Below are 24,689 nucleotides of genomic sequence, written 5' to 3'. Positions count from 1 at the left end.
TGGCAGGTGACTCAATCACAGAGCCGAGTCGTCCAGAGAGGGTAACCGCTAATTGTGTGCAGGGGGAATCGGATAGTATGGACAAACGGGGCCCTCTTTTTGCCGATGAGCCTGAAGATACCAAGACCGAGATTTTGAAAGCGACGTTTGAAGCCCTTGCCGAACACGGATATGCCAACCTTACGATTGACCGAATCAGTCGGCACTTTTCCAAATCAGAAGGGCTGGTCTTCTACCATTACGATGGAAAAGACGACGTTCTCTTGGACCTTCTCGACTACCTTCTGAACCGAGTCGTACAGGTTGGGATGCCCGTCAGTGACGACGGAGACCCAGAAACCCGACTTCGGACCCTCCTCGACCAAGTCATCCCCGGACCTGACGAACGAGAGATTCGGGATTACGAAACGGTACTGACGGAACTGCGGATGCAGGCGGCACAAGACGAAGCGTTCCGAGCGTGTTTCAATCAGTCCCAAGACGTCTTCCGCGAAACGATACGGGAGATACTACGAGACGGCATCGAAGCAGGGGATTTCAGAGCGGTGGACCCAGAACTAGTCACGGATTTTCTGGTGACGCTGGTTAGCGGACTCACCTTCGAACGGGTGACGACAGGGACCTCCCGTTCCATTCGGTCGGAGCTGGATAGCTATATCGAGTACAGGCTCTTGGCTGACGAGGAAGCCGGTGACAGTGGAGACGCCTGAGAACCGTCGTCGCTTAGCTCCCCGCGCACGGAGAGTTACTCGGTCGAGGCGGGCTCTCAACTGGCAGTTCACTCACTCGGTTAGCGTACTGCGTTTCTCGGCGACGGCCGACCCGATTGCGGACCGCAACGGCTTCCAATCGACGCGGCCCCGGTCGAGTCGGCCGTACGCCTCTCGAACAGCCGTCTCGAACACGCGTGCGTGAACTTCGTCGGTCGTGGGCGACTGCCGAGCCGCTTCGGCGGCTTCGATGGCTCGGCGGACCCGCGTGTCGGTTACGAGGTCGGCGGCGATTGCGTCCGGCTCTCCTCGTATCGGCTCGTAGTCGTCCACCTCGTCGAGGACGGACCCTCGGATGAGTGCGCGACCACCGCGTCTGTTCTCGACGATAACCCCCGCGGCGGGGCCGTCGTACCACGCTGACTCGGGGATATCGAACCGGTCGGGGTGAAAATCCCGGACGTTCAGTTCCTTCCGGAAGGTGTTTACCGGCGTCAGACCCAGCCGTTCGAACACTCGCTCGGACTCGTCGATGGGAACGAGTCGTTCGTCGGTTTCGTTCCAGATGGCCCGACCGAGAAACGGCGGCATTCGCTCCCAGTCGTAGTCAATACCGACGTGACACGGTGCGACGCCGAAGAAGACGTACGACCTCGGCTCATCGACTGCGTCGTGAAATGCGTCGCGGTCGAATCGTTCTCGAACGTGTCGAACGGCGCATTCGTGCGGCGGCGGCACGTCGTCGAAGACGCAATCTCGGTCCCCGAACAGCAGGCGACCCGACGACTTCATCTGAAATCGTAGTCGGGGGCCGGCGACGTGCTCGCGGAGCCATAGGTGACCGCTCGACAGCAACTCCTCGGGGGCATCGACGAGGAGAGGCGTCGACGGATACGGTTTCATGACTGATTCGTTCCACGACGAGACGGATAGTTTTGGGTGTGCGCTCTGAGCGCCTCACCCGCCGCGCGCCGACATCCGAACCCGTCTGTCGCATCGTCGTCGGCCGCACAGGCTTCGATACCTGCGAACGTCCGCCGGTGCCGGTCACAGACGACATCGAGCGAGTGGGCGAACCACCTGAAGGGATTATGCCGCTCGACGACCGAGAACGGATATGCAGTTGTTCGACGGGCCGACGAACGCAACCGAGACCCGTGGTGTGAGGGCGCGGACCGGCGACCGGAAGGAGGCCCCGGAACCGTGACCGAGGAGCCGCTTCCCGCCGAGCATCTCTCGCCGCTCGCCGCGCTCGTCGACGAGGTGCTCGCGGGCGTCGGTTACGAGGTGGCCGCAGCCACCGACGCCATCGACGACGCGGTATCCGGCTACGGCGGCCTGTTCGACCCCGAGACGACACGGGGAGAGCTGCGACGCGCGCTCGGTGAACTGTCGGCAGCAGAACTCGCCAACCCGCCCGTCGCTGAGTCGATTGACGATTCGTTCGTCCTGTACGTCGACGGCAGTTCACGCGGTAACCCCGGTCCCGCGGGCGCGGGCGCGGTCATCATGGACTCGGAGGAGACCCAACTCGCCCGACTCGGTCGCCCCGTCGGCTCTCGGACCGGGAACAACACCGCCGAGTACGTCGCCCTCCAACTCGGCCTGTCCGAACTGCTGTCCCGCTACGAGCCACACAGCGTGGACGTTCGAATCGACTCGATGACCGTCATCCGCGATGTATGGGGCGGTAACGACCCCACCGAGGCCGGCGTCGAGACGTACAGCGAGTCCATCGCTGCGGCGCTCTCGGAGGTTCCGAACCACCGGTACACGCACTTGGCCGATAGCGACCCGAACCCCGCCGACGCGCTGGCGACGGTCGGTGCCGATATCGCGGCGTTGGGGCCTTGACTGGGGCGACGACACCGCGAACTCCGCGAAGAACAGACCGATTGTACCGGTTCGGGCGAGTGCTGTCCGCGTCCTCCGGTATCCCCTTTCGCCGCCCCTCGACGGCTCGTTCCGAGCCGCCCTATTCACGACTCGGGCGCGAACGGCGACGGCGACGGGTCGAACTCGGCGAGGCGGTCGCCGCAGTCCGTACACGAGACCGCGATAACAGCGGTCGTGTGACAGCACGACTCGACTGTCTCGTCGGAGACACGGGTCGGCCCGCGGCAGGTCGGGCAGTGTTCGGTCAGTCCTCGTATCCGAGCGGCGAGGTCGACCCGGTCCGCTCGGTCAAGCGCGTCCCAGCCGGGACCGGCGAGCGCTCGTTCGGTCGCGAGGTCGGCAACGAGTGCCGTTTGCGAGGGCCACTGCCCGACCCACGACCCGTCGGCCGTCACCACGACCCCACCGCCGTCCGACCCGGCTACTGTGACCTCCTGATGGTCGACTGCGGCCACGGCCGCGACCGCCCTACTGATCGCTCTGGGGTCGTCCACGAGGTGTTCCGCGGCTTCGTGCCACGTAGCTCGGAACGACGGTGTGAGTTCGGGGTCGTCTCCGGGATCTGCCGGGAGGACGCCGAACCCGACGAGTTTCTCGACGGGGTCAGCGTCCGGCGGCACCACCGTCGAGATGGGGGTCGATGCCGCCCCGAACGCGGCGAGGACCGACGCTGGAAGGTAGCGGCGGGTCAGTGTGGGCGTTCCGGGCACGAGATAGCCGCGGAGCCAGATGGTCGTGACGCCGGCGACACCGACGGGTACCGCGGCAACGGGGCTGAGACCCCAGAGTAGACCGACCGCGAGTCCAAGCAGTACGAGGTTGACCGCGGTACACGGGAGACATCGCTTCGACTCGGTGTACGCGGGCTCACGAAGGCGGTCGACGAGCGTGCGCACGGGCATACACTCCGCCTGGGGGAGCGTGCATAAACTAGTATCGGTATTCTGATACATGAGGAACGGAACGCTACATAATCTATGAAGACCAACATATCTGTTGTTGCTGCTACGTACTCTACTGAGCCACACGGACTCGAATGAGTGGTACACATTCGACCGTACCGACGGGACTATCACAAAATATATTTACCCAAATATATCAAAATTACATAACTTATATCAGTAGTCAATCCTGCTGTCCACTCGATGACAAACGATAACGGCAGGCGACGGCGGACGTTTCTGAAGACATCGGCGGCCGCGCTCGCCGCTGGCTTTGCGGGATGTTCCGCGTCCGGCGGCGGAAATAGCGACTCCGGTGGTTCCGGCGGTTCCGGCGGCTCCGGCGGGTCCAGCGGTTCGGGTTCCGGCGGTTCCGGCGGCGACCCGATGCTCGTAGACGCGAACAGTTTCGACCCGGCGAACCCAGCCTGGGAGGAAAACAACTACTTGTCGACGGCGCTGGTCGACGAGGACTACCAGCGCGGGTCGACGGTCGACCTCGAAACCATGCGTAACCGCGAGGTCGAGGAGATTCCTCACGGCCAGCCCGTCCAAGAGACGCCCGACAACGAAGACGAGTGGCTCGACCCCGACACCCTCGTGTTCACCGAGAGCCCGAGCGAGGACGTTCAGGGCCGGTTCGAGGATGACTTTCAGGCCGTCTTCGACCGCATCGAAGAGGAGACCGGCAAACCCGTCGAGTTCAGCAAGGTCAACAGCTACGCGGCGTCCGTCGAAGCGATGCGCTCCGAACGGGCTCACATCGCGAATTTCTCGACCGGGACGACGGCCTTCGCCGTCAACCTGGCGGGGGCGGTCCCGTTCGCGGCCGGTCTCACGCCCGACGAACTGTTCGGATACCGGCTGTTCGCGACCACGCGCGCCGACGCCGACGACATTCAGAGCGTCGAGGACTTCGCCCGCGACGACGTGCGGGTCGGCCACTCCGAGCCCGCGTCGAACTCCGGACACCAGGCACCGTCGGCGCTGTTCGACCAATACTTCGGCGTGACCGCCGAGGAGGACTACGAGGTCAACTTCTCGGGCGGGCACGGCAACACGACCCGCGGCATCGCCGCCGGCGACTACGACGCCGGCCCCATCTGTTCGACCTGTATGGTGGACACCGTCGAGGCCCAAAGCGACCTCAGCTTCGACGACTTCAAAATCGTGTGGGCGTCCGCGCCGTTCCCGAACGGCCCGGTCGCGTACCGATACAACCTCAAACCCGAGATACAGGAGGGAATTCGGCGGGCGTACCTCGAATCCGACTTCGCGGGGACGGCTTTCGAAAACCGAACCGGCTACGACCAGTTCGTCCCCATCGACTACCGGACGGTGTTCAAAGACATCATGATTATCCAGGGATACAACGGTGTCGAGTACACCGAGAGCGCGCTCGGGTCGTAGATGCTCCGGGTAACCGACCTCCGGAAGACCTACCCGACGGGCGACGAGGCGCTGAAGGGCGTCACGATGTCCGTCGAGGGGAGCGAGACCGTCGCCATGATCGGCCCCAGCGGGGCCGGCAAGAGCACGTTCATCCGGTGTATCAACCGGCTGACCGAGCCCAGCGACGGCGAGGTCCACCTCGACGACACGGAGCTGACCGAACTGGGCGACGATGCGCTTCGGTCGGCCCGCCGGGACATCGGGATGATATTCCAGGAGTACAACCTCGTCGAGCGGCTGACCGTGATGGAGAACGTCCTCACGGGCCGGCTGGGGTACGTGTCGGCCTGGAAGGCGTTCCGTCGGTCGTTCCCGGCGGAAGACATCGAACGAGCCTACGAGATTCTCGAACGAGTCGGCCTCGACGGCATGGAGAACAAACGCGTCGACGAACTGTCCGGCGGCCAGCGCCAGCGCGTCGGCATCGCGCGGGCCGTGATTCAACAGCCCAAGATTCTGCTGGTCGACGAGCCGACATCGAGTCTCGACCCGGAGACATCTGAGACGGTGATGCGGCTGTTGACGGATATCGCCGCCGAGCGCGAAGTTCCGGTGCTCATCAACATCCACGAGGTCGACCTCGCGATGGAGCACGCTGACCGCATCGTCGGCCTCCACGACGGCGAACTCGTCTTCGAGGGACCCCCGGAAGCGCTCGACGACCGCGGGTTAGATCAGGTGTACCGCGGTGCGGAGGTCCCCGACAACGCCGGTGAGAACGCGGATGTACCCGCCGAAGCGGGCGAAAAAGAGGCTGTCCTCGCTAATGTTGACCGGTCGCTACGGGGGGAGACCTAACGTGGCGGCCGGCGAACGAACCTGGGAACGCCCGACCGTCTTTCGGCGTCGAGAGCTGAAGTGGGCGGTCTACGCCGGCGTTCTCGGCTTCTTCGTGTGGTCGGGGTTCGGAGTCGGTGCCGACCCAGGACGGATCGCACAGGGACTCGGAAGCGCCGTCTCCCTCGTCGGTGATTTCTTCCCCCCGTCTGCGACCCCACGACAGGCCGACCGAATCGTCGGGAAGATGCTCGAAAGCGTCGCGATGGCAATGGTCTCGACGCTCACCGGCATCGTCCTCAGTGTCCCGATTGCGTTCATGGCCGCGGAGAACCTCTCGCCAAAGCCGTTGTACGCGATTAATCGGGGGTTCATCTCAATCTCCAGGGCGTTCAACGCCATCATCATCGCCATCATCGCGGTCAAGGCCATCGGGTTCGGGCCGCTGGCGGGCATCCTCACGATTACGTTCAAGACGGTCGGCTTCTTCTCGAAACTGCTCGCCGAGGACCTCGAAGACATCGACATGGGGTCCGTTGATGCGGTGCGGGCCTCCGGGGCGTCGCCGGTTCAGACGCTACTGTACGGGGTCGTCCCGCAGATTATCCCGCGGTTCGCCGGACTGTCGGTGTATCGGTGGGACATCAACATCCGCACGTCGACTATCATCGGTATCGTCGGCGCAGGTGGAATCGGATCGGTCCTCCTGACCGCGTTCAACCGTTACGACTACCAGTACGTCACGGCTATTCTGCTGGCCATCATCGCGGTCGTGCTGGTGGCTGAAGGCGTGAGCGCGGTCGTCCGACGGAGGTACAACTGATGGCGACCGACGAGCGCCGATGGGAACGGTTCGACCGGCGGCGGCGAATCAGCCGCTTCGTCCTCACGTTGGTTGCCGCCGTCGCCGTGGTCGGGTCGTGGCAGTTCATGGACATCGGCATCGTCAGACCGGACACGATTCCTCGGGAGGTGGCCGACCTCCTCACCCGGATGTACCCGCCGGACGTGGCGTACACCACTCGCATCGTCGAACCGCTGGTCGAGACGATTCAGATCGCCGCGCTTGGGACCATCGGGGCGCTGGTACTCTCAGTCCCGGTGGCGCTGCTCGCCGCCGAGAACACGACTCCGAACGCCGTGACCTTCTGGCTCGGAAAGCTCATCGTGACCGTGAGTCGGTCGGTGAACACCATCATCTGGGCGCTGTTCTTCGTCGTCATGTTCGGGTCGGGACCCCTGGCGGGCGCGGTCGCCATCGCGTTCCGCTCGGTCGGGTTCCTTGGGAAACTGCTGGGCGAGGAAATCGAGGAAATCGACTTCGGCCAAGTGGAAGCGGTCCGTGCGGCCGGCGCGTCTTCGGTGCAGGTGTTGCTCTACGGCATCCTTCCGCAGGTGAAACCCGCGTTGGTCGGGCTCTCGATTTATCGGTGGGATATCAACATCCGCGACTCGACCGTACTCGGGTTCGTCGGCGCGGGCGGAATCGGCGTCCAACTGTTCCGAGCGGTCAACGCGTTCGCGTGGCAATCGGTCGCGACAGTGCTGCTCGTCATCCTCGGCGTCGTCGTCGCGACCGAGAGCCTCTCGGCGTACACGAGGGCACTCGTCCGGTGACGGGCGAGACTCCCCGCCGTCCTGTTCGCTGTGGACGCGTAATGGAGAGCCACGCAGCCGACCAGACGAGGCAGTACTGAAACGGAGTCTCCACCTCCCCGTTCGCGTCTGTCCATCGTTGCCTGCCGGATGCACCGTCCGGGACCCGTTTGCTCTCGTTTTGTGCCCCTCTGTCGTGTTTGTACGGGGCCTGATCCGTTGTTACCCTTCCTGATGTGGCGAACTCCGTACTCCGCTCCACCCACGACAAGAGCCAGTCCGACGACGATAACCCATCCAGTCAGCTACCACCCCAAGGGTGTTGGACCAACAGGGTCGGAGTAATAGGCGGGGAAGCATACACAGACCAGGTTTCAGACGCCGAGACAGTGCGACCACAACTTCGGAGGATGGTATTGATGCGTGTCTTATTTGCAGCAAAATCCGGCTCGTATTAGACATTAAATGAGTGCTCCTTTAACGTACAAAGCTGAGGAAGCGGTAGTGAGAACAATCGTCCAAAAGGCAATCGAGACCGTCATCCACAGCAAAGCCCCTCGTTTCTTCGCACCCATTGTAAGAACTAGAAACGCAGCAACATGGACTCCAACTAGGAAAGGAGCGCCAACAGCAAACCCTGGAACCCCATATTTTTTGAAAAACCTATAGGATCGTTTTCTCGATTGGGCTGGTTTTTTGCCAATGTAACCCCTTACTTGTAGCCAGCTTTTGATTCGCGTGAAAAATATGATTATAAGATATACAGGTATAATATTCCCCAAAAATCCGAATGTGGCTACTCCGAGCGGGTTCATCCCTAATGCGATCCCCACAGGAATTACTGCCCACAGTTCCAACGCAGGAGTAGCCGCAAAAATGAACACAAGCAGGTATTGGACAAGCGGACTGGTGTTCTGAAGACTTTCTTCGAGAGAAAACTCACCAATTAGGATTGGGTTGATTCCTATCGAAGACATTGGGCTTAGGCCTGTCAGGTGAATAGCTAATAGAATACCTCCACCAACGACCGAGAAACAGGTTTTCGGGCGACTTGGGCTTACTAATTGGGATACCAATCTCTTCTTCACGCTCTGCTATTCAGTCGTTTAGCGTATATCCTTTCCCGAACATACCGAAACATTATATATGTTTATTTGCAAATTTGGGGGAGAAGATGAGAGCCACTAAGAGGTGTAATGATTGCACAAAATTGAAACCCATTTACTGGTTGGTCACAGAGACAGGGTATGGCAAGTCTCTGTGATCTCGGCCTCTCAAGCTACGAAGAACGAGTGTATACCGCGCTTCTCGAGCTTCGTAACGGCACAGCAGAAGAGATCGCAGATCAAAGTGATGTCCCAATGGGGCGAATTTACGATGTACTCAACAGTCTTGAATCACGCAAACTAGTGCGGAGGGAACCGAATTCACGTCCTCGAGAATACAGCCCTGTCGATCCTGAACTAGTTGTGTCGCGCCTGCTGGAAGAACAAAAACAAGAACTAGAAGTCAAGCAGGCACAGCTCGAGTCAACCGCAACTGACCTACTTGCACAGATCGGGCAAAAGGCACCCATCGACGGGAGGTTCTGGATTGCAGACGAGGATGCACGGTCACTGTTCGATGGCTTAGCTAACCGAGCCAACCGTGTAACAGATGAATGGGCGATGACGTGGACGGCGAGTGCTGGAGGTTTGTTCGGTCTTGAAGAGACAAGTGATGAGATATGGTCGTATTTTGGCGATATCTTAGAGAAGGAAATTCAGTTCAAGATACTCATGACCCCCCAACTAGTTGATACACTTCCGAGTGAGTTTGTCGATGACATATCTACTAGTGTTGATAAGTACCCCAATTTCGAGGTCCGTGTCTCCGAGAGGGTATATAATTCATTAGACATAATAGATCAAACTAACCTTGCTGTCTACGTTGCTGATCCGTTTGATCCACGATCGATTCTTGGTATAACTCAGATTGATGATCCAGAGTTCACTAAATTGGTCAAGTCGTCATTTATCGAATATTGGAATGAAGCAGACCAATTCAATTTCTAGTAATGTTCGACTCTTTGGGTCATGAGACGACGGAGAATATATTGGTATCTGTCCTACCTTGAACCGTCAGATAGGAACATTTCCATTTGTGGCTGAGGGTACCACTAGAGGTAATTGACCGCTATAGATCGTTTATTTCAGTTGCCACAACCTCGGAGATGAGATCCCATAACGAGGCCACAGCAATCGTCTACTCTTCCGAACAAAATACTCACAATGTTGTTTGCAAAATTCTCTGATCATCGGTTATCTGTACTTAAGTACCTCATCCTGTACCCGAATATTATAACAAAACTGATATTATGTGTTCCTTTGTTCGAGAGCATATTTACCGATACCGTCCTGATCCATGCATATGAGTAGTGACATTGGCATTGCACTCGCGTTGGGAGATTCATTATGACTGAATACGGATGGCTATCGAACGATAATAATACGACAAAACACTACTCTACCCATCACGATTGGGAGGGACCTGGCTTTCTCCATGGCACAATTATCAAGGCAGTCTCGACTATCACAAAAATCGACATGGAAACTATCGCTGCAAAATACGAAATCGATCACTCTCGAGCCATTGAGAATTTATTTATCACCACTGAAACCGAACGTCAGCGGTCAAATGAGTTCGTCCAGTTCGTTCTCACTGGAGTTATAGTGAGAGTCTACGGTGATGGCCAACTCATTGCCGAATCCAAGAGTGAATAAGCGTCCCAGTCGGTAGTTATCAATTAAAGATCCTAAATCAGTGCACGCTCGTCCGCCAAGTATGGTTTTCAAAACGTTGTCAGCTGTCTGAGTTGTTATGCCCTGTGAGTCGCTCTTTATTTATCTGGAAATCACTGGAGACAGCTCTCGGTCTCTCACCACCATCCAGAACTTGCCGATGTATTCGGTCTCGACCAAATTCCTAACGAGCCAGTTATCTCTCGAACGTGGCGCAATCGCTTTGACGACGATGTTCGTGGATATGTCACTGCCAGCGCACACTGCTTAGTCAAGGAAATCCACAACGAGAACTCGTCGTTCCTGAAGTCCGGCCACTAAAGGAAGTCAAGCAGTCATTAGAAGAAACTCTGACTCAGCTGAGGATGCCACGAGTTTTCTGACGAAGGAATCTACCGTACAACACACCAACATGGCCTGCCCGAACCACGAAAAGCCCTAGAAAAGCGCAAAAATAACCCATCCTCCGAAACTCTGTGCGACGCACCCCCGACATTTGGTATAGCGATATATAATTTATCACCTGAACTCGCAGACCTGCCGATATTTTGCTAATCCTCGTTGTCTGGCACCGACAATGAGGTAACCGAAAATAGTATTTTGATGTTATATTTATGCTAACTCCGAAAACCTTGGCTCTTAGAACGAGTCACTAACGAGCGACGCTTGTTTCCGTGCGATGAGTTGCTCGACCGGTCGGGAGGTTCGAGCTGTGACTTACCTTTGTAGGCTGTCGGTTTTCGCTACCTGACCGTCTGTGAGCGACTGTTCTGGAATCGGATAGTCGATATCAGCTACCGGCACGTCAAGTCGGTACGGTTCCCGATGAGGCCCGGTTGGCCGTCGATGTAGCCGTTGTTGTCGGCACGGACAATCCGGCGGGGGAACGTGTACGTGGTCAATCTCGTCGAGAACGATAGTCACGGTCCCCAGAGCTTGTGGAGTGCTTCCCAGAGAAGACGATAGACCGTGGATTGGGGACGACCGGTTTCGGCGGATGTGGTGTTTGGGTCACACGTTCGGCCCACGGGAGGAAATAAACGGTCGAGTTTGGGGAACGGCTGTCGCGTCGCGTCCTGGTCGACGGGGTGACTCGCGCGAGAGTTAGCGACGTAGTTCCACCAGTGACTCGTCACACTGCGGGCACGTGAGTCGCTCGACGGTCACGGACGCACAACACGTCTCGTGAGTCACCTGCTCGTATTCGGTCGGTTCGTCACACCGAAGACAGCGGTCAACCGTTGCGCGGACGCTTCGGAGGAGGGCGGCGATTTCGTCCGGCGGACGTTCGTTCCACCCAGTATATTGCTCCGAGAGGACCGCTTTCGCCCGAAGGTCCGCGTCAAGCGCAAGCGAGGACGGCCACGCCGCGATAGGGTCGCCGTCGTCCGAAAGCGTGTAGCGGCCCTGCTGGCTGGTGAACGAGCCGTCGGTCGGAGGGAGTTCGAGGATGTCGCGTGCGATCGAAGCCGATGGCGACTGCGGCGGGTCAACCGCGGCCAGCGACGCTTTGAACTCCGGGTCGAGAGCGAAGTCACCATCCGAGGACTCGCGTAAAAGCCCCTGCGAAAGAAGCCATGCGTCGGTGCTCTCCTCGCGTGACACCGTCAGCGGCTGCTTGCCGAACCACGCGAGGAGCCGTGACGGCAGGTAGCGCTTCGTCAGTTCCGGCGTGCCCGGAACGAGGTAGCCTCGAAAGTACACCGTCGCGAGCGCCCCGGTCAACGCCACAAGGGCCGCGACACCGGACAGCGGAATCAAGACGACCGCGACGAGTGCCGAGAGAGCAACGTTCACCGCCGTACAGGCCCAACACCGATTCGAGCCAGTGTACTCGTCTCGACGCAGTCGGCTACCGAGGTCGTTCGTGACGCGGGATAGAGACACGTATGTCACTGCCCCTACTTAGCACCAGTTCGTCCGGTCAGCACAGACCTCTTCAGCGACGGCTTCGCCGCATCCGGAGAGGGCGTCGGCCACGTCGCAGATGATACCGACGAAGCCGACACAGGTCAGACCGGCGATGGGGACTGCAATCCCGGTGAGCCCGCAGATGAACGCGCCGGTCGCCGCGCAGCCGACGCTACAAGTGAGGCCGACGGCGAACCCACAGGCGTAACAGCCGTCGACATCGACGTCGTCGTCGAGGAGGTCCCACGCGAGGTTCGTCAGGTCACTCCCCGTGGTGAACCCGTCGTAAATCTCGTCGATGACGGCGTTCGTGTCGACGTTGTTGACGGCCCGCCGAGTCGCATCGGCATCGAGGTCGAGTTCGGTAGCCACCAAGCCGTCGGAGTTGTTCGCGGCGGACACCGTCTGTTCACCAGCTCCGGCGTCGAATCGCTCGATACGGGTGGTGAATCCGTCTTTCGTCTTGTGCGTGTAATCGAGAACGCTCAGAATGAGCGAACCCGACGTGGCGTCTTCGGCGAGCACGACGGCGGCTTCGGCGTCGTCGTTCGGGTGCTTGACCGGGTACTCGACGACGTACCGGTGAATCTTCTCGCCGTCCGGCGCGTCGTCGGCGGCGACCTCGACTTCGCCGACGGTGACCGACTCGCCACGAGACACCGTCCCGTCACGGGACTTCGCCTTCGCTTCGAGACGGTCGAACTCGTCGCTCTTCGCCAACCGAGTCGCCACTTTCGCCTCAGCTTTGCCGTCGAGAATGCTGATGTTCTCGGCAGCGACGGCGTTCCCGGCGGCGACAGGGGACAACGCGAGCCCCGTCCCGACCGCGCCGGCGCGACGAACGAAACTGCGTCGGTTGAGTCCGCTCGTCTCCTGTTCGTTACTGTCGTGTTCGTTGTCGTTAGCTCGGGTCATCGTGTTACCCAATCGACACCATGGCGGGGATACACATTGCGTCATGGACCGTTAGAGAGCCGCACCGACTGCGGTCGCCGCGCACGAGGTGACGTAACGACACAGCAACTGCACGAATCCGTCACGCTCTGCGGAGACGGTGCAGTTCGGAAGTGGTGACTGTAATCCGGATTTCAGTCAACAGAAATGTCAAGTAATGAAGGTCAAAAGTTGTCGGTGATGCCGTCTCCAACCACCGAAGAGATAATCGACCTCGTCACCCGCCGGTGGGACGTCTTAGAGTCGCTTTCGGATCGCGCATTATCCAAGCCGGAATTAGAGGCGACGCTCGGGGTCTCTCGTTCGACGGTGGACCGGGCAATCGGTGAACTCGAAGCGGCGTCGATGGTCGTCCGCGACCCGTCGAGCGGCTACCGGCTGACGGAGCTCGGTCGGCCGGTGTATCGGCTGTGCAAACGGACTCGACGGTGTCTCGATGGCGTGACCGAAGCGCACTCCCACGGGTCGGCAGTTCCATCAGGCGCGAACGGCGAGCTACCGATGTACGACGGGGCGACGCTCGTGTCCTCGGAGCCGCACGTTCCGGACAAGCCACTGCAACATCTCCTCGACACGATGCGCGAGGCGGAGTCGCTACGCGGCTACACCCCGGTCGTGTTACAACAGTACGTCGAAGTGTGCCACGAGCACGCCACGCGCCGAGAGGCCGATGTCGAACTCGTCGTGCCTCCGCAAGTCCATCAGTGCCTGCGGACGACGTATCCCGACGAGTACCGACGCGCGCGTCGGGCCTCATGCGTCCGCCTCCACGAAACGTCGGCCTCGCTGCCGTTCGGACTGCTCCTGTTCGGTGAGGGGGCGGACCGGACGTGCGCGCTCGTGTCGTACTCGAAGGCCGGTGCGACGGGCGTGCTGTTCAACGATACGGCCTCGGCGATTGGTTGGGCGACGCAGACGTACCGCGAGCTCAAGGCCGATTCGACCCCGGTCGACCAGCCGAAAGCGACGCAGTAACCGTGCGCTCATCCGTCGAGCTCCGGTGTAAACAGCTCTTCGACGGAACAATCGAAATAGCGCGCGAGCTTGAACGCGAGTTCGAGCGACGGGTCGTACCGCGAGTGTTCGATGGCGTAGATGGTCTGTCGGCTGACGCCGACCGCAGTCGCCAGTTCCTCTTGAGTGATGTGTTCTTCGGCCCGCTTCACTCGGATGTCGTTCTCCATCGGTGTCAGACGCGCTGTCGGAACTCGGTCGCGCCGAGGACACAGAACATCGTCCCGAGACCTGCGACCGCGAGGAAGGTGACTGCGCTCGGGACCGGCCGGGTACTGAGGGCGTACGACACGAACACGCCGACTAACGACGCGAGCATGACTCCGCCGGTCGTACTGAGCGCGCGGTCGATGTTGCGCACGTCGCGTTCGTCGACCACGCTGTCGGAGGACGACCCGCTTCGAACCGCGTATCCGACGTTCGCGAAGACGGCGATGACCGCGGGAACGACGACTAACGTACCGACTGAGGGAGAGGGTTCCGCACCGAGAAAGGGAGAGACGACCGCCGACAGGAGCGCCGGAACGACGAACAGCAGGAAACTGTACGTCGGTGGGAGCCACCGCGACATCTCACCGCCCCCCACTTCCGAACTCGCTCGACAGGATTCCGGGGAGGTCGGTCAGCCAACTAACGACCGCACAGACGATCATCACGCCGACAGCGGCCATATAGCCCCACACCGTAACCGTGTCGAGCACGAAGTCGATTGCGACGAATCCAGAAAGGATGACAGCGCCGCTGACCGCCGCCGCGACGACGACGAGCAGCGCACCATAAGCGCGCACCGGACTGTTTACCATACGAAAAACGTGTGTCTCCAACAACATAAATGTAAAGGCTGCTTTGCATAATGTCAAGCGGACACGTCACCCGCTCGATGACGACGGCAGTCACAGCGGCGACTCTCGTCGGGTTCGAAATCCCCGACGAACACCACGGTTGACAGCGTGTGAGCAGCTCCGGTACCCAGGCCGAGTGACCCTGTAAGGGCGCGCGGAGGCGTTCGTCGCGAACGTATTCGTCTCGGTGGTCTCGTACCGTGTCCACCCTCCGAGGGGCGTTCGGCAGGGACCGATTCGAACTCGACGCCGGAGCAGCAACAGACGACTCGAGAGTGAACTCGCTCCCGCAACCGCGGTTTTCGACAAGAAGCTCCGCCTCGAATCAAACGACGGAGTCTATCTCACACTCGACGGCTCGCACAACCGCTCGTCGAGACGCTCTCTATCGGGTCACTCGACAGCGTTCCTCGCTGCTCCCTCGCCAGAGTGCTGTGAATCCGCTGCCCTATCAGCCCAGTAGTCGGCTAGCGGACCGTCAACACCGGTGAGTTGAACCCACGCCTGCGAGGTGATACCGAGAATGACTATCGAGACGACCGAAGACTCCACCGAGAGTGCCGTCTGAGTGAGTAAGAAGGTCGGTGAACCGAACGTCGCATCCGGCATGACCTGTCCGAGAAGCAGACTGAACGCCATATTGATTCCGTAGGGAACGATGAGGGCAGCACCCAGTCGGAGGCGGTTCCCAGCGACGGTGCGCCAACTTTGGACGAACGCCGTCGTGACCGTCGCGTCGCGAACGGCGATTTCTTGCTCGACAAACGCAAACGTCAACAGGACGAACCCGACTGGCAGCAGACCCACCAGTATCGCTGGAACGACGAGGAGAGGTGTGTACCACGCACCGACGAGCGTCGTCCGCAGTGATTCGGGAAGCACGGCGAAGACCCCGACCGTCCCGAGAGTGACGACGATCACAACGAGGAAGGTCAGAACGAACATGGCCAGTACCCTGAGTAACGTGGCGATGAACAGTCGCAGCGTCGCCCAGCCAAGATTTCGGAACACCAGCTGTTCCGGGAGGTGACCGCGCCCGTCGTCGACGAGCGAACGAACCGCAACGATCTGTATCGGTACCGTCAGTACGCCGCCAGTGAGCCCGCCGAGGAGCGCGGCGCTCGCTGAGACCAGCGACGGGAGGGCCGTCCCGGGTGCCGGCGTCCCTGGTGGTGACGCCGCTCCGGCCATCCCGAGCGGGACGTACGTGGTCGCCAACACCCAGACAAACGCGCTTTGGAGAACAGCTGCAACGAAAAAGGTCGTCACGAGGAGGAGGCCATTTCGCGTGAGAACGCGTCCGAGTCCGTCGGACACAGTCTGTCGAACGTGGAGGACCATACACCGCGCTTCTCCGTCCCGTGAGTTCAAACCCACGGGTGCTTTTCTGGTTCGGAAAATATCGCGTGCGGGGGAAGGAGGCCCATTCTGGGGGCCTGACGAATGACAGGAGGACCGATACGGAGACCGGCAGGTGGGACGATGGCAGCGAGACGCTAAAGTGGGGCCGTCGACTTTCTGGCCTGGAAAAAGAGTAGAGGGTATTAATTGCTCCGCCCTGAAGTGTTCGACGTGAGTGAGGAGCCCTCCGCCGAGGAAATCTTCGCGCTCCTCGATGACGAGTACGCGCGTGCGATCCTCGCTCAGACGAGCATCGAACCGATGTCCGCCAAAACCTTGAGCGATCGATGTGATGCCTCCCTACCCACGATATACCGGCGCACGGAGCGGCTCATCGACTGTGACTTACTCGCAGAACAGACCGAAATCGGTGAACGCGGCCACCATTACAGCGTCTTCGAGGCGCGACTCGACAGTCTTACCGTCGAAGTGGACGAGGGAGACATCTCAGTGAGTCTCGACACGGGGCGGGCCGAAGACCCGGCCGACCGCTTCACCGACCTCTGGGAGGGAATCTGAAATGGTTCAACCCAGCATGGACCTGTACGTGAACTACCTCGTGTTGCTGGCGGTGACGCTACTGGCGTTGGTTCTCAGCCTTGCCATCGTTTTTCAAGCCTACCGCGGATACCGACGCAATCGAAGCCAGCCGATGCTGTGGCTCGCGGTTGGACTGGTCCTCCTCACGGCCGTACCGTTCGTGATATCGTTGACGGTCGCATCGGCCGGAACCGCGCTCGGGTTTGGCCCGGTTGTGTACACGTACTACGTCCCCATACTGAACAGACTCATCGAAGTCGTCGGACTGGTCTGTATCCTCTATTCGCTTTATAGCCGACCCTGAACCACTGCTATCGCTTCGAGTTCCGCTCGATAGTGCCGTCATCCCGGAACTGTGGCGTCGTTGTATCCAGCGACAGGTGATAGCGCCCGGAGGTCGTCCGACAGACCGGAAACGTCTCTCTTGAGGGAGTTGTCTCAATTCTCCGATAAGGAGACATCAGTCAGCAACGGCGGTTCGTCGTTCACGTCGACCGCTCGTTCGAAGCGACAATCCGCTGGAATCAGAAGTACAAGAGAGAGCTCACCTTGCCGTCGGGTCGCCGCTTGAACGCTCGTACTGCTCCGCAATCGCGTCACGCCGCCCTCGATAAGAGAGCCAGACGACCACGGTCAGCGGAACGAACACAATCGCAACGGTAGCCGCCGGTAGAAGGGAAACGAAGAGAGCGAACACCGTCCATGAGCTGATAGCGTCGCAGGACACGGAGGAAGTGCGTTCGTCGCAATAGACAGGGGTCAATGCGCGCGTTCGAGATAGGAAATCCGTCGAAACCGCCACGCTGAGAAGATCAATAATCTGTTCCACCAGACGGGAACAGAGTGCTTGCGGGCGAACGAACGGCTGCGTAGTGCGCCGTGGTTCACCCGGTCAGTTCGTCGTAGACGGCGACGGAGAACGTGAGCATGAACGCCGACGCGACGCTACCGATGACCGCCGCGAGGAGACCCACGACGACGAGGAGGGGCGTCGAGAGCGTCGGCAGACCGGCCGCCGAGGCGGCGTCGGCGCTAGCCAAGAGCGAGACGCCGGCGTAGACACCACCGGAAAGCGCGCCGATGACCAGTGCGAGAAGCATGTACCCGACCGTCGCCAGAAGGTTCCCCCGGACCACGCGGTAACTCCGCTTGAACGAGTCGATTGCGGACGCACCGTCGATGACGATGGCCTGGCCGTAGAACTGGACGAAGAACGCCACGACGAGATACAGGAGTCCCGCAATGGCCGCCAGACCGATAAACGCCGTCCCGATAGAGCCGTGCGTCAGGAACGCCCCGAAGCCGGCCGCGACACCGACCGCACCGATGACGCCGTTGACGACGAGCAAGAGGACGTAGGCGATCAGCAACGAGAGATAGTTGGCCTTCCCGTCGGCGACGAAACGGGAGAGCGAGCTACGGGTGGTCAGGGCCTCGTCGGCCATCCCGAACATGCCGCCCTGGATGAAGGGCGTCACGAGGAGGAGAACCGCCGAAATACCCAGCGAGTAGAACGTCGAGACGAGTGGATACGACGACTGCAACAGCAGCTGGGGTACTAGCAGCGCGAACACGATCAGTTGTGGGACCAACAGACCCGGAGCACGCTTAAGCGCACCCGGTGTCCGTCGGAGGGCTTGGAGGACTCCCATGGATGAGAGAAAGAGGCCCGATGGTATAACCGCCGACGCTGGTTTTCTGGCTCGGAAAATAAGTCATCAGTGCCGTTGTTTCGGGGGAGGAGAGCGCCACCGAGGAGGAAGGTGAACGGTCCCGACGTGAATTCCGTCAATGAGACGGCTCATTGGAGAGGTCACTCACGGGGGCGTTCCCGACCCCGCATCGGCGTCCGTGAGCATTCACTATCGCCTACTGATTAAGAGATACTCTGGCCGTGAATCGTTCAGCTCGTTTCATGCCCCTGGAACCCCGGACTGTCCATCGTTGGGGCGGAGGAGACGGCCGATTCGTCGGGCTAGAGTGCCGAGGGCGAATCCAAGGATTCCGATGGGGATACCCCAGAGTAGTGCGAGGAACAGCGCAGTTGCGAGCGTCTCGACGGCACCGACTGTCTCGAAGTGCATCGCCGTCGTGCCGAAAAGCCGATGAAGGTTACTCGGTGAGAAGTGCGCAATCGGCAGTCCGTATCTCGAGAGACCAATCCCGAAGATGGGGCCCATCACGAGAGCTATCGTCGGCACCAACCCCGAGTTTTTCGTCGAGAGGCTTGTCGCGAGCGCCACGAGCGTAATCAACCCGAGGAGGGCGACAGCGGTGGGTCCAGTGGTGCTCCAGAGACCTGCAACCCACTGACTGAGACTGTGGGTGTCACCGATGACGACGTGCTCGACGTGGCGATACCCATACGTACTCCAAATCAGGAGACCGACAACACTCGCGGTTATCGGTGCCGATAGAACTGCGATAAGCGAAGTCGTTCGGTGTCGTCCGACGATTCCCGTCCAAATCCGTTCAACCGATGGATAGGAGGTTACGACTGCGCTGAACACGGCGTACAGCACCGAAAGCGCGGCGACAAGATGTTTGAACGCGGCGACCATGTGGCTGCGTGCTGTCCGTTCGGATGGGTTTCTCGGAGGGTCGTCGTTGCGGGGGGACACGGCGGCAAAACGCGTTCAAAGAAGTAAAAATCTTATTCCGCTTCGGAGCCGGGCCCCGATACATCGAACAAACAGGATTTTTGTGACGGCTTCGTGTCTCTCCAGTCATGCGGTGGTCCCCGCTTGCACGCAGCGAATACCGGACAGTGCTCACCTCCAAGGGGGCGTGGATACTCGCGCTCCTTGTCGTCCTCTGGGGGTTCCGACCGACATACGCCGGGTGGGACGCAGTCGGGCGAAACATCACTATCGGGTACGTCCAGATCGGCGTCGATCTGTTCCTCCCCATCGGTGCCCTCCTCCTGTCGTATCAGTCGCTCATCAATGAACGAACCACGGGCAGTATCAAGTTCCTCCTCGGGTTGCCGCTGACGCGGACGCAGATTCTCCTCGGGAAGACGGGTGGCCGGTTCGTGGGCGTCGGGACGGCGGCCGTCGCGGCGACGCTCGTTCTCGCCGCTATCGGCCTCATCGAACACGGCACGTTCGCGCTGCTTCCCTTCCTCGGGACGCTCGTCGCGACGCTGTTATTCGCCGGAGTGATGGTCGCAATCGGCGTCTTCGTCTCGACGGTCGCCCGGCGGACCGTGACCGCTGCGACGGGAGTGTTCGCGTACTTCCTCGCGACGGTGTTCTGGAGTCGGATCGTCACGTCGGTCTATACTGCCGTCACCGGCGTTCCGGTCGACCCATACGACGCGCCGGCGAGCGGACCGCTATTTCTCGCGCTCAGACTGACCCCCGACGGCGCGTACAACGTTCTGACGAACTGGTTTCTCGGCGTCGGCAACTCGACGGAGCTATTCCACATCGTCTACACCAAACTCGAACCGGGGGTTTCGGTGAACGCCTTCGTCGTCGAAGCGGCGTTCGACGGCGGTGGCCCGTGGTACCTCCATCCCGCATTGAGTCTGGCCGTCCTGCTCGTCTGGGTGGTAGTGCCAGTGGCCCTCGCCCGACGTGCGTTCACCCGGGGTGACGCGCTGTGAACTCGGCGGAGCCCGCAATCGAACTCGAAACGGTGACCAAGAAGTACGGCGACGTTCGCGCCGTCGACAGCCTCGACCTCGTGGTCGAGCGCGGCGAAACGTACGGATTTCTCGGCCCGAACGGCGCTGGGAAATCGACGACGATCGGTCTGTTGCTCGATTATCTCCGACCGACTTCGGGAACGGTTCGCGTCCTCGGCCACGACCCACGACGCGATGTCGTGGCGGTTCACGACCGCGTAGGGGTGCTTCCGGACCGATTCGGCCTCTACGAGGACCGTTCCGCACGTCAGCACGTCGCCCTCATCGCAGAGACGAAGCGGGCCGGCGACGACCCGGAGAACCTCCTCGAACGCGTCGGCCTCGGTGATGCCGTCGACGACGAGGTGGGTGGCTTCTCCAGTGGAATGGAACAGCGGTTGGCGCTCGCGATGGCGCTCGTCGGCGACCCGGACCTGCTCATCTTGGACGAGCCGTTCAGCGGGGTCGACCCACACGGCGTCCGACGCGTCCGGGAAATCGTCCGCGAGGAGAACGAGCGTGGTGCGACCGTGTTCTTCTCCAGTCACGTTCTCGGGCAGGTCGAACTCGTCTGTGACCGGATCGGCGTCCTCCACGGGGGACAGTTGGTCGCCGAGGGAACGCTCGACGACCTCCGAGCACGGACTGCATCACCCAACGACGCGACGATGGAAGACGTGTTCGTCGAACTCACCGACGCCCGTGCCGACGACGGAGGTGACCGGCGATGAAGCGTCGGACGTTCGTGACTGCGAGCACACTGTCGGTCGCTGGTCTCTCCGGGTGTCTGGGTGACACCGAGTATCGAATCGCCGACGCGGCTGTGGAGACGCCTCTGGAAGGGCTCTCGCTGTCAGTGGACCTCGCGGTCGCTGACGCGACGATCGAACATCCTGCGGCGCTCACGCTCTCGCTGGAGAACACGGCCGACGACCCGATTCGAATCCGGAGCTACGGCGTCTGGCCGTTCGGTGTGCTCGCACTCGCACCCTCGCTGACGCCCGGCGAAGGCACGTGGAAGACGACGCTGTTCTCCCCGTCGTACGAGGCTAGCACCCGCGTCGAAGTCGGTCGCGGCGGGTCATCACTATCGCTGGACGGGACGCCGATAACCCGGCCGCTCGATGCCGGTGAGAGCGTCAGCAGGCGATACGAACTCCGCGGCGACGACCTCTCGGGTGCGGGGACGCAATACGTCGTCGATCGGTTCGAGCGCAAAGCGTCACGATACGCGACGGGTGACGACTGGAATGCACTCGACTACCGGCTCCGTCTCAGTATCGACGAGAAGAGACGGTTACCGTTCTAGCTGAGAGGGAATCATAGCGCAGTTCGGCTTCGTCGGATTCCTCGAAAGGGAAGTCACGTGAGTATTCGCGAGTATTTGCAGATAGCGCAACACTCTAGCTTCCGAGACCCACATCACCACCAACTCATATTGTATAAATAAAACAACACTAGGCAACTCAGAGTGGTTCAGCAGTGAGCAGACAGAGGATTCGTCCAAACTAGTACATCGCGAGTAGCTCGCATTGATATCGTCCGACCGTTATCGGATTTAGTTAATCTGATTGTACCGCATATATATTTGATATCTCATATCGAGTTGCCAAAATATCTCAAGATATGTTGTTATAGTACGTGCGCCCTCCTTCTGGAAATCACCACAACGTTGTGTGACCTCATTGGGCCTCGCAGATCGTATTGTGTAATTATAGCAATTATCTGGGAGAAAGAACTAGAATAACGGCAAGTTCCGAGGAGAGTCTTTCTCGGTGAGCGCAAATCCACTCCCCGCTCGGCGGGTCGGCCTCCTGTCGAACCGCGAGGAGTGGCAGACTGAAAAACGAACTAAATATTACAAAACCACCTTTGTAACATACTGTGCCACGGAAGCACGACAGAGTAACCCAGATGCGCTTTGCATACTATCCGAATGCGGAGGTAGCTCAAGCACTGCGGATGAGATAGTGACCCCGTCTGCGTAGCATCTTACAGCGACGCTGGGCTTCCGTCCGGCCAGTCCGCTATATCGCCCCGTAGATGGGACGAATCAGTCTATCCGCGGGTCCAACGACCCGATAGTCGCGGTCACACGACCGAGCCGTTTGAAACCCGCTGGCGGTATCGACACCGAAGTGTTAGCCCACAGTGAACAATCTACATGGCTAGTCCATCGCCGCGTTCGACGAACCATCGGTCGCGACCCGAACGATGGTCGAGTCAGCCTCGCCGACGCTATTGACGGCCGTGAGTCTGTACTCGTAGTCACTGTCGTCGAACAGCAAATCACCGCGGTTTAGCAAGATATCTCCCGCACGCGTCGGGTCGATACCGACCGTCGAAAGGTCGACGCTCGTGTCGTCGATGTACTGTTCGTGCCATTGTCCGTCCGTCGTTCGCCAATAGTGAAGTACCACCGTGAGAGACAGTCGTGCGAACACATGAACGGCTTAACTGTCGGTGTGAACGCCTCCGCTATCGAACGCGAGACCCGGTCGCAAACCGCCGAGGGGCGTCGATGACGGCTGAACTCGTCACGTTCGGTGAGACGATGATTCGGCTGAGCCCGCCGGAGGGCGAGCGAATCGAGACCGCCCGGTCCCTCGAATTCCGGACCGCCGGTGCGGAAAGCAACGTCGCGGTCGCCGCCTCCCGCCTCGGCTGCTCCGCCGCGTGGCTCTCGAAGCTTCCAGACTCGCCGCTCGGTCGACGCGTAACCACGGAACTCCGAACGCACGGCGTCGAGCCGTACGTCCGCTGGGACGACGACGCGCGCCAAGGCGCGTACTACATCGAACAGGGGCGCGCGCCGCGTCCGACGAACGTCATATACGACCGCGCCGATGCGGCAGTCACGACCGCGCGACCGGACGAACTCGCCGTCGAAGCCGTGGAAGATGCGGCGGCGTTCTACACGAGCGGCATCACGCCCGCACTCTCCGAGACGCTTCGGGAGACGACCGGCGAGCTTCTGCAGACGGCCACCGAAGCGGGGACGACGACCGCGTTCGACCTCAACTACCGGTCGAAGCTCTGGTCGCCGTCCGCCGCACGCGACGCGTGCGAATCGCTCTTCCCCGATATTGACATCCTCGTCGCCGCGGAACGAGACATCCGCGCTGTTCTGGAACTCGACGACGACGCGCCGACACTCGCATCGGAGTTGGCCGGCGATTTCGATTTCGAGACGGTCGTGGTCACTCGCGGGGAAGACGGTGCACTCGCCCGACACGGCGGAGCGGTGTACGAGCAACCGGTCTTCGAGACGGACACGGTCGACGCCATCGGGACCGGCGACGCGTTCGTCGGCGCGTTCCTGTCGCGGCTCATCGCGGGCGAATCAGTCCAGACCGCGCTCGCCTACGGTGCGGCGACCGCCGCGCTCAAACGGACAGTTCACGGCGACCTCGCGGTCGTGACGCCTGACGAGGTCGAACGCGTCCTCCGCGGAGGCGACGCCGGAATCGACCGATAACGACACCTTCGCTGAACGTTTCGGTTCGCCGCGCGGCCCGCGCTGAGACGGGGAACGCCGAACTTCCGAGCGGTGGGGTGCGTCAGTCGCGGCGTGCGCGTTCGACCGCTTCGACGAAGGAACGCGCGTTGGTCTCGATGGTCGCGAAATCGCCGCGCGAGACGGCGTCGTTGTCTACGATTGCGCTGCCGACACCAACGGCAGTCGCTCCGGCATCGAAGAACTCGTCGACGGTATCGAGGTCAACGCCACCCGTCGGAACCGTCGGGATGTGTCCGAGCGGCCCGCCCAGTGCGGAGACGAACCCGGGGCCGAGCGTTCCGGCCGGGAACACTTTCACCATCTCGGCACCGGCCTCGTAGGCGTTGACCGCCTCCGTCGGTGTCGCGATGCCGACCATCGAAGAGGCACCGTACCTGTTACCGGTCCGGATGACCCCCTCGTCGAACGTCGGCGTGACTAAGTACTCCGCACCTGCGAGCAGCGCCGCGCGAGCGGTTTCGCCGTCGAGGACGGTTCCCGCGCCGATGGTGACCTCGTCCGCCGTGAACGACGCGGACACGTCGCGGAGCATGTCGAGGACGCCGTCCGTGTTCGCGGTGATTTCGACGGTCGAGACGCCGCCGCGCGTGAGCGCTTCGACGGTTTCGATCGCCGTGTCGGCGTCGGTTCCACGGATGATGGCGATGAGGCCGGTCTCCCGAATGCGGCGTGCTGGGTGGTGGCTCATACTAGCTCCTCTCGGACGAACGGTTTAAACGCGGTG

General features: G+C 60.6%; 27 protein-coding genes. 14 read left to right on the top strand and 13 right to left on the bottom strand.

The window, feature by feature from the left end; translation table 11 throughout:
- Positions 1-77: 77 nt before the first annotated feature.
- A complete protein-coding gene (locus tag C458_RS01505) occupies positions 78-710 on the top strand; it encodes a TetR/AcrR family transcriptional regulator (RefSeq protein WP_008572583.1) in 633 nt (210 codons plus the stop codon).
- A gap of 72 nt (positions 711-782) precedes the next feature.
- On the opposite strand, the gene C458_RS01500 is transcribed toward C458_RS01505, so the two are convergent.
- Positions 783-1,502: a hypothetical protein gene (locus C458_RS01500; RefSeq protein WP_008572582.1), complete on the bottom strand. Its 720-nt coding sequence runs from the start codon at positions 1,500-1,502 to the stop codon at positions 783-785.
- Positions 1,503-1,913: 411 nt separating this feature from the next.
- On the opposite strand from C458_RS01500, the gene C458_RS01495 reads away from it, so the two are divergent.
- Positions 1,914-2,564 carry a ribonuclease HI family protein gene (locus C458_RS01495; protein WP_008572581.1) on the top strand — a complete coding sequence of 217 codons (651 nt, stop codon included), beginning with the start codon at positions 1,914-1,916 and terminating at the stop codon, positions 2,562-2,564.
- Positions 2,565-2,689: 125 nt separating this feature from the next.
- Here the strand turns inward: C458_RS01495 and C458_RS01490 are convergent, their stop codons facing one another.
- Positions 2,690-3,508: a hypothetical protein gene (locus C458_RS01490; RefSeq protein WP_008572580.1), complete on the bottom strand. Its 819-nt coding sequence runs from the start codon at positions 3,506-3,508 to the stop codon at positions 2,690-2,692.
- A gap of 426 nt (positions 3,509-3,934) precedes the next feature.
- Between C458_RS01490 and phnD the strand changes: the two genes are divergently transcribed.
- From phnD to phnE (C458_RS01470), 4 genes are read left to right on the top strand one after another with little or no spacing between them, the layout of a single operon-like run.
- On the top strand, positions 3,935-4,957 hold the full coding sequence (phnD, locus tag C458_RS01485) for a phosphate/phosphite/phosphonate ABC transporter substrate-binding protein (protein ID WP_008572579.1): 1,023 nt from the start codon (positions 3,935-3,937) through the stop codon (positions 4,955-4,957).
- A complete protein-coding gene (phnC, locus tag C458_RS01480) occupies positions 4,958-5,797 on the top strand; it encodes a phosphonate ABC transporter ATP-binding protein (protein ID WP_008572577.1) in 840 nt (279 codons plus the stop codon).
- Between the two features lies 1 nt (position 5,798).
- Positions 5,799-6,599 carry a phosphonate ABC transporter, permease protein PhnE gene (phnE, locus tag C458_RS01475; protein ID WP_008572576.1) on the top strand — a complete coding sequence of 267 codons (801 nt, stop codon included), beginning with the start codon at positions 5,799-5,801 and terminating at the stop codon, positions 6,597-6,599.
- Positions 6,599-7,393 (top strand): phosphonate ABC transporter, permease protein PhnE, encoded by a 795-nt coding sequence (phnE, locus tag C458_RS01470; protein WP_008572575.1) that lies wholly within the window; start codon positions 6,599-6,601, stop codon positions 7,391-7,393. The genes phnE (C458_RS01475) and phnE (C458_RS01470) overlap by 1 nt, the downstream gene beginning before the upstream one ends.
- A 440-nt stretch (positions 7,394-7,833) precedes the next feature.
- Here phnE (C458_RS01470) and C458_RS17660 read toward each other — a convergent pair whose 3' ends face one another.
- Positions 7,834-8,460, bottom strand: a complete 627-nt coding sequence (locus C458_RS17660; RefSeq protein ID WP_239638816.1) for a small multi-drug export protein — start codon at positions 8,458-8,460, stop codon at positions 7,834-7,836.
- A gap of 159 nt (positions 8,461-8,619) precedes the next feature.
- On the opposite strand from C458_RS17660, the gene C458_RS17655 reads away from it, so the two are divergent.
- Positions 8,620-9,426, top strand: a complete 807-nt coding sequence (locus tag C458_RS17655; protein WP_008572571.1) for a TrmB family transcriptional regulator — start codon at positions 8,620-8,622, stop codon at positions 9,424-9,426.
- A gap of 1,830 nt (positions 9,427-11,256) precedes the next feature.
- Here C458_RS17655 and C458_RS01460 read toward each other — a convergent pair.
- Together C458_RS01460 and C458_RS01455 are read right to left on the bottom strand one after the other, a co-directional pair.
- Positions 11,257-11,949 (bottom strand): hypothetical protein, encoded by a 693-nt coding sequence (locus C458_RS01460; protein ID WP_008572569.1) that lies wholly within the window; start codon positions 11,947-11,949, stop codon positions 11,257-11,259.
- A gap of 108 nt (positions 11,950-12,057) precedes the next feature.
- Positions 12,058-12,978, bottom strand: a complete 921-nt coding sequence (locus tag C458_RS01455) for a halocin C8-like domain-containing protein (protein ID WP_008572566.1) — start codon at positions 12,976-12,978, stop codon at positions 12,058-12,060.
- A 219-nt stretch (positions 12,979-13,197) separates the two neighbouring features.
- Here C458_RS01455 and C458_RS01450 point away from each other — a divergent pair, with 219 nt between their 5' ends.
- Positions 13,198-13,992: a winged helix-turn-helix domain-containing protein gene (locus C458_RS01450; protein WP_008572565.1), complete on the top strand. Its 795-nt coding sequence runs from the start codon at positions 13,198-13,200 to the stop codon at positions 13,990-13,992.
- An 8-nt stretch (positions 13,993-14,000) separates the two neighbouring features.
- Here the strand turns inward: C458_RS01450 and C458_RS01445 are convergent, their stop codons facing one another.
- From C458_RS01445 to C458_RS01430, 4 genes are all read right to left on the bottom strand, one after another.
- A complete protein-coding gene (locus tag C458_RS01445; protein WP_008572564.1) occupies positions 14,001-14,201 on the bottom strand; it encodes a helix-turn-helix transcriptional regulator in 201 nt (66 codons plus the stop codon).
- Positions 14,202-14,206: 5 nt separating this feature from the next.
- Positions 14,207-14,602, bottom strand: a complete 396-nt coding sequence (locus C458_RS01440) for a hypothetical protein (RefSeq protein ID WP_008572563.1) — start codon at positions 14,600-14,602, stop codon at positions 14,207-14,209.
- Position 14,603: 1 nt separating this feature from the next.
- A complete protein-coding gene (locus tag C458_RS01435; RefSeq protein WP_049897151.1) occupies positions 14,604-14,834 on the bottom strand; it encodes a hypothetical protein in 231 nt (76 codons plus the stop codon).
- 432 nt (positions 14,835-15,266) lie between these two features.
- The gene (locus C458_RS01430) at positions 15,267-16,214 is read right to left on the bottom strand and encodes a hypothetical protein (RefSeq protein WP_008572561.1); all 948 of its coding nucleotides are present in this window, start codon (positions 16,212-16,214) and stop codon (positions 15,267-15,269) included.
- Positions 16,215-16,436: 222 nt separating this feature from the next.
- On the opposite strand from C458_RS01430, the gene C458_RS01425 reads away from it, so the two are divergent.
- Together C458_RS01425 and C458_RS01420 are read left to right on the top strand one after the other, a co-directional pair.
- The gene (locus tag C458_RS01425) at positions 16,437-16,793 is read left to right on the top strand and encodes a helix-turn-helix domain-containing protein (RefSeq protein WP_008572560.1); all 357 of its coding nucleotides are present in this window, start codon (positions 16,437-16,439) and stop codon (positions 16,791-16,793) included.
- Between the two features lies 1 nt (position 16,794).
- Positions 16,795-17,118, top strand: coding sequence for a hypothetical protein (locus tag C458_RS01420; RefSeq protein ID WP_004064542.1), 324 nt, complete (start codon positions 16,795-16,797; stop codon positions 17,116-17,118).
- Between the two features lie 580 nt (positions 17,119-17,698).
- On the opposite strand, the gene C458_RS01415 is transcribed toward C458_RS01420, so the two are convergent.
- The gene (locus C458_RS01415) at positions 17,699-18,406 is read right to left on the bottom strand and encodes a hypothetical protein (protein WP_049897152.1); all 708 of its coding nucleotides are present in this window, start codon (positions 18,404-18,406) and stop codon (positions 17,699-17,701) included.
- A gap of 321 nt (positions 18,407-18,727) precedes the next feature.
- Positions 18,728-19,435 carry a hypothetical protein gene (locus tag C458_RS01410; protein ID WP_239638817.1) on the bottom strand — a complete coding sequence of 236 codons (708 nt, stop codon included), beginning with the start codon at positions 19,433-19,435 and terminating at the stop codon, positions 18,728-18,730.
- A 107-nt stretch (positions 19,436-19,542) separates the two neighbouring features.
- On the opposite strand from C458_RS01410, the gene C458_RS01405 reads away from it, so the two are divergent.
- Genes C458_RS01405 through C458_RS01395 form a run of 3 tightly spaced genes read left to right on the top strand, consistent with a single transcriptional unit; the run spans position 19,543 to position 21,754 of the window.
- Positions 19,543-20,424, top strand: a complete 882-nt coding sequence (locus C458_RS01405) for an ABC transporter permease (RefSeq protein WP_049897153.1) — start codon at positions 19,543-19,545, stop codon at positions 20,422-20,424.
- A complete protein-coding gene (locus C458_RS01400; RefSeq protein ID WP_008572556.1) occupies positions 20,421-21,176 on the top strand; it encodes an ABC transporter ATP-binding protein in 756 nt (251 codons plus the stop codon). Before C458_RS01405 ends, C458_RS01400 begins: the two co-directional genes overlap by 4 nt.
- Positions 21,173-21,754: a hypothetical protein gene (locus C458_RS01395; protein WP_008572555.1), complete on the top strand. Its 582-nt coding sequence runs from the start codon at positions 21,173-21,175 to the stop codon at positions 21,752-21,754. The genes C458_RS01400 and C458_RS01395 overlap by 4 nt, the downstream gene beginning before the upstream one ends.
- Before the next feature lie 859 nt (positions 21,755-22,613).
- Here C458_RS01395 and C458_RS01390 read toward each other — a convergent pair.
- Positions 22,614-22,865, bottom strand: a complete 252-nt coding sequence (locus C458_RS01390; RefSeq protein ID WP_008572554.1) for a hypothetical protein — start codon at positions 22,863-22,865, stop codon at positions 22,614-22,616.
- Between the two features lie 101 nt (positions 22,866-22,966).
- On the opposite strand from C458_RS01390, the gene kdgK2 reads away from it, so the two are divergent.
- Positions 22,967-23,923 carry a 2-dehydro-3-deoxygalactonokinase KdgK2 gene (gene kdgK2 / locus C458_RS01385; RefSeq protein WP_008572553.1) on the top strand — a complete coding sequence of 319 codons (957 nt, stop codon included), beginning with the start codon at positions 22,967-22,969 and terminating at the stop codon, positions 23,921-23,923.
- Positions 23,924-24,005: 82 nt separating this feature from the next.
- Here the strand turns inward: kdgK2 and C458_RS01380 are convergent, their stop codons facing one another.
- On the bottom strand, positions 24,006-24,653 hold the full coding sequence (locus C458_RS01380; RefSeq protein WP_008572552.1) for a bifunctional 4-hydroxy-2-oxoglutarate aldolase/2-dehydro-3-deoxy-phosphogluconate aldolase: 648 nt from the start codon (positions 24,651-24,653) through the stop codon (positions 24,006-24,008).
- Positions 24,654-24,689 lie beyond the last annotated feature (36 nt).

Origin of the sequence: Haloferax sp. ATCC BAA-644 (genome assembly GCF_000336975.1) — an archaeon.
Classification (GTDB): Archaea; Halobacteriota; Halobacteria; order Halobacteriales; family Haloferacaceae; genus Haloferax; species Haloferax volcanii.
The sequence above is the reverse complement of the archived record's forward strand: the minus strand, read 5'-3'. Positions and strand labels throughout refer to the sequence as shown.

What these genes read in the sequence shown, in the direction of transcription:
- C458_RS01505 (WP_008572583.1), top strand. Translation starts at nt 78, where the DNA reads ATGGACAAACGGGGCCCTCTTTTTGCCGATGAGCCTGAAGATACCAAG.
- C458_RS01500 (WP_008572582.1), bottom strand. Translation starts at nt 1,502, where the DNA reads ATGAAGTCGTCGGGTCGCCTGCTGTTCGGGGACCGAGATTGCGTCTTC.
- C458_RS01490 (WP_008572580.1), bottom strand. Translation starts at nt 3,508, where the DNA reads ATGCCCGTGCGCACGCTCGTCGACCGCCTTCGTGAGCCCGCGTACACC.
- phnD (WP_008572579.1), top strand. Translation starts at nt 3,935, where the DNA reads ATGCTCGTAGACGCGAACAGTTTCGACCCGGCGAACCCAGCCTGGGAG.
- phnC (WP_008572577.1), top strand. Translation starts at nt 4,958, where the DNA reads ATGCTCCGGGTAACCGACCTCCGGAAGACCTACCCGACGGGCGACGAG.
- phnE (WP_008572575.1), top strand. Translation starts at nt 6,599, where the DNA reads ATGGCGACCGACGAGCGCCGATGGGAACGGTTCGACCGGCGGCGGCGA.
- C458_RS17655 (WP_008572571.1), top strand. Translation starts at nt 8,620, where the DNA reads ATGGCAAGTCTCTGTGATCTCGGCCTCTCAAGCTACGAAGAACGAGTG.
- C458_RS01455 (WP_008572566.1), bottom strand. Translation starts at nt 12,978, where the DNA reads ATGACCCGAGCTAACGACAACGAACACGACAGTAACGAACAGGAGACG.
- C458_RS01450 (WP_008572565.1), top strand. Translation starts at nt 13,198, where the DNA reads ATGCCGTCTCCAACCACCGAAGAGATAATCGACCTCGTCACCCGCCGG.
- C458_RS01445 (WP_008572564.1), bottom strand. Translation starts at nt 14,201, where the DNA reads ATGGAGAACGACATCCGAGTGAAGCGGGCCGAAGAACACATCACTCAA.
- C458_RS01440 (WP_008572563.1), bottom strand. Translation starts at nt 14,602, where the DNA reads ATGTCGCGGTGGCTCCCACCGACGTACAGTTTCCTGCTGTTCGTCGTT.
- C458_RS01435 (WP_049897151.1), bottom strand. Translation starts at nt 14,834, where the DNA reads ATGGTAAACAGTCCGGTGCGCGCTTATGGTGCGCTGCTCGTCGTCGTC.
- C458_RS01430 (WP_008572561.1), bottom strand. Translation starts at nt 16,214, where the DNA reads ATGGTCCTCCACGTTCGACAGACTGTGTCCGACGGACTCGGACGCGTT.
- C458_RS01420 (WP_004064542.1), top strand. Translation starts at nt 16,795, where the DNA reads ATGGTTCAACCCAGCATGGACCTGTACGTGAACTACCTCGTGTTGCTG.
- C458_RS01405 (WP_049897153.1), top strand. Translation starts at nt 19,543, where the DNA reads ATGCGGTGGTCCCCGCTTGCACGCAGCGAATACCGGACAGTGCTCACC.
- C458_RS01395 (WP_008572555.1), top strand. Translation starts at nt 21,173, where the DNA reads ATGAAGCGTCGGACGTTCGTGACTGCGAGCACACTGTCGGTCGCTGGT.
- kdgK2 (WP_008572553.1), top strand. Translation starts at nt 22,967, where the DNA reads ATGACGGCTGAACTCGTCACGTTCGGTGAGACGATGATTCGGCTGAGC.
- C458_RS01380 (WP_008572552.1), bottom strand. Translation starts at nt 24,653, where the DNA reads ATGAGCCACCACCCAGCACGCCGCATTCGGGAGACCGGCCTCATCGCC.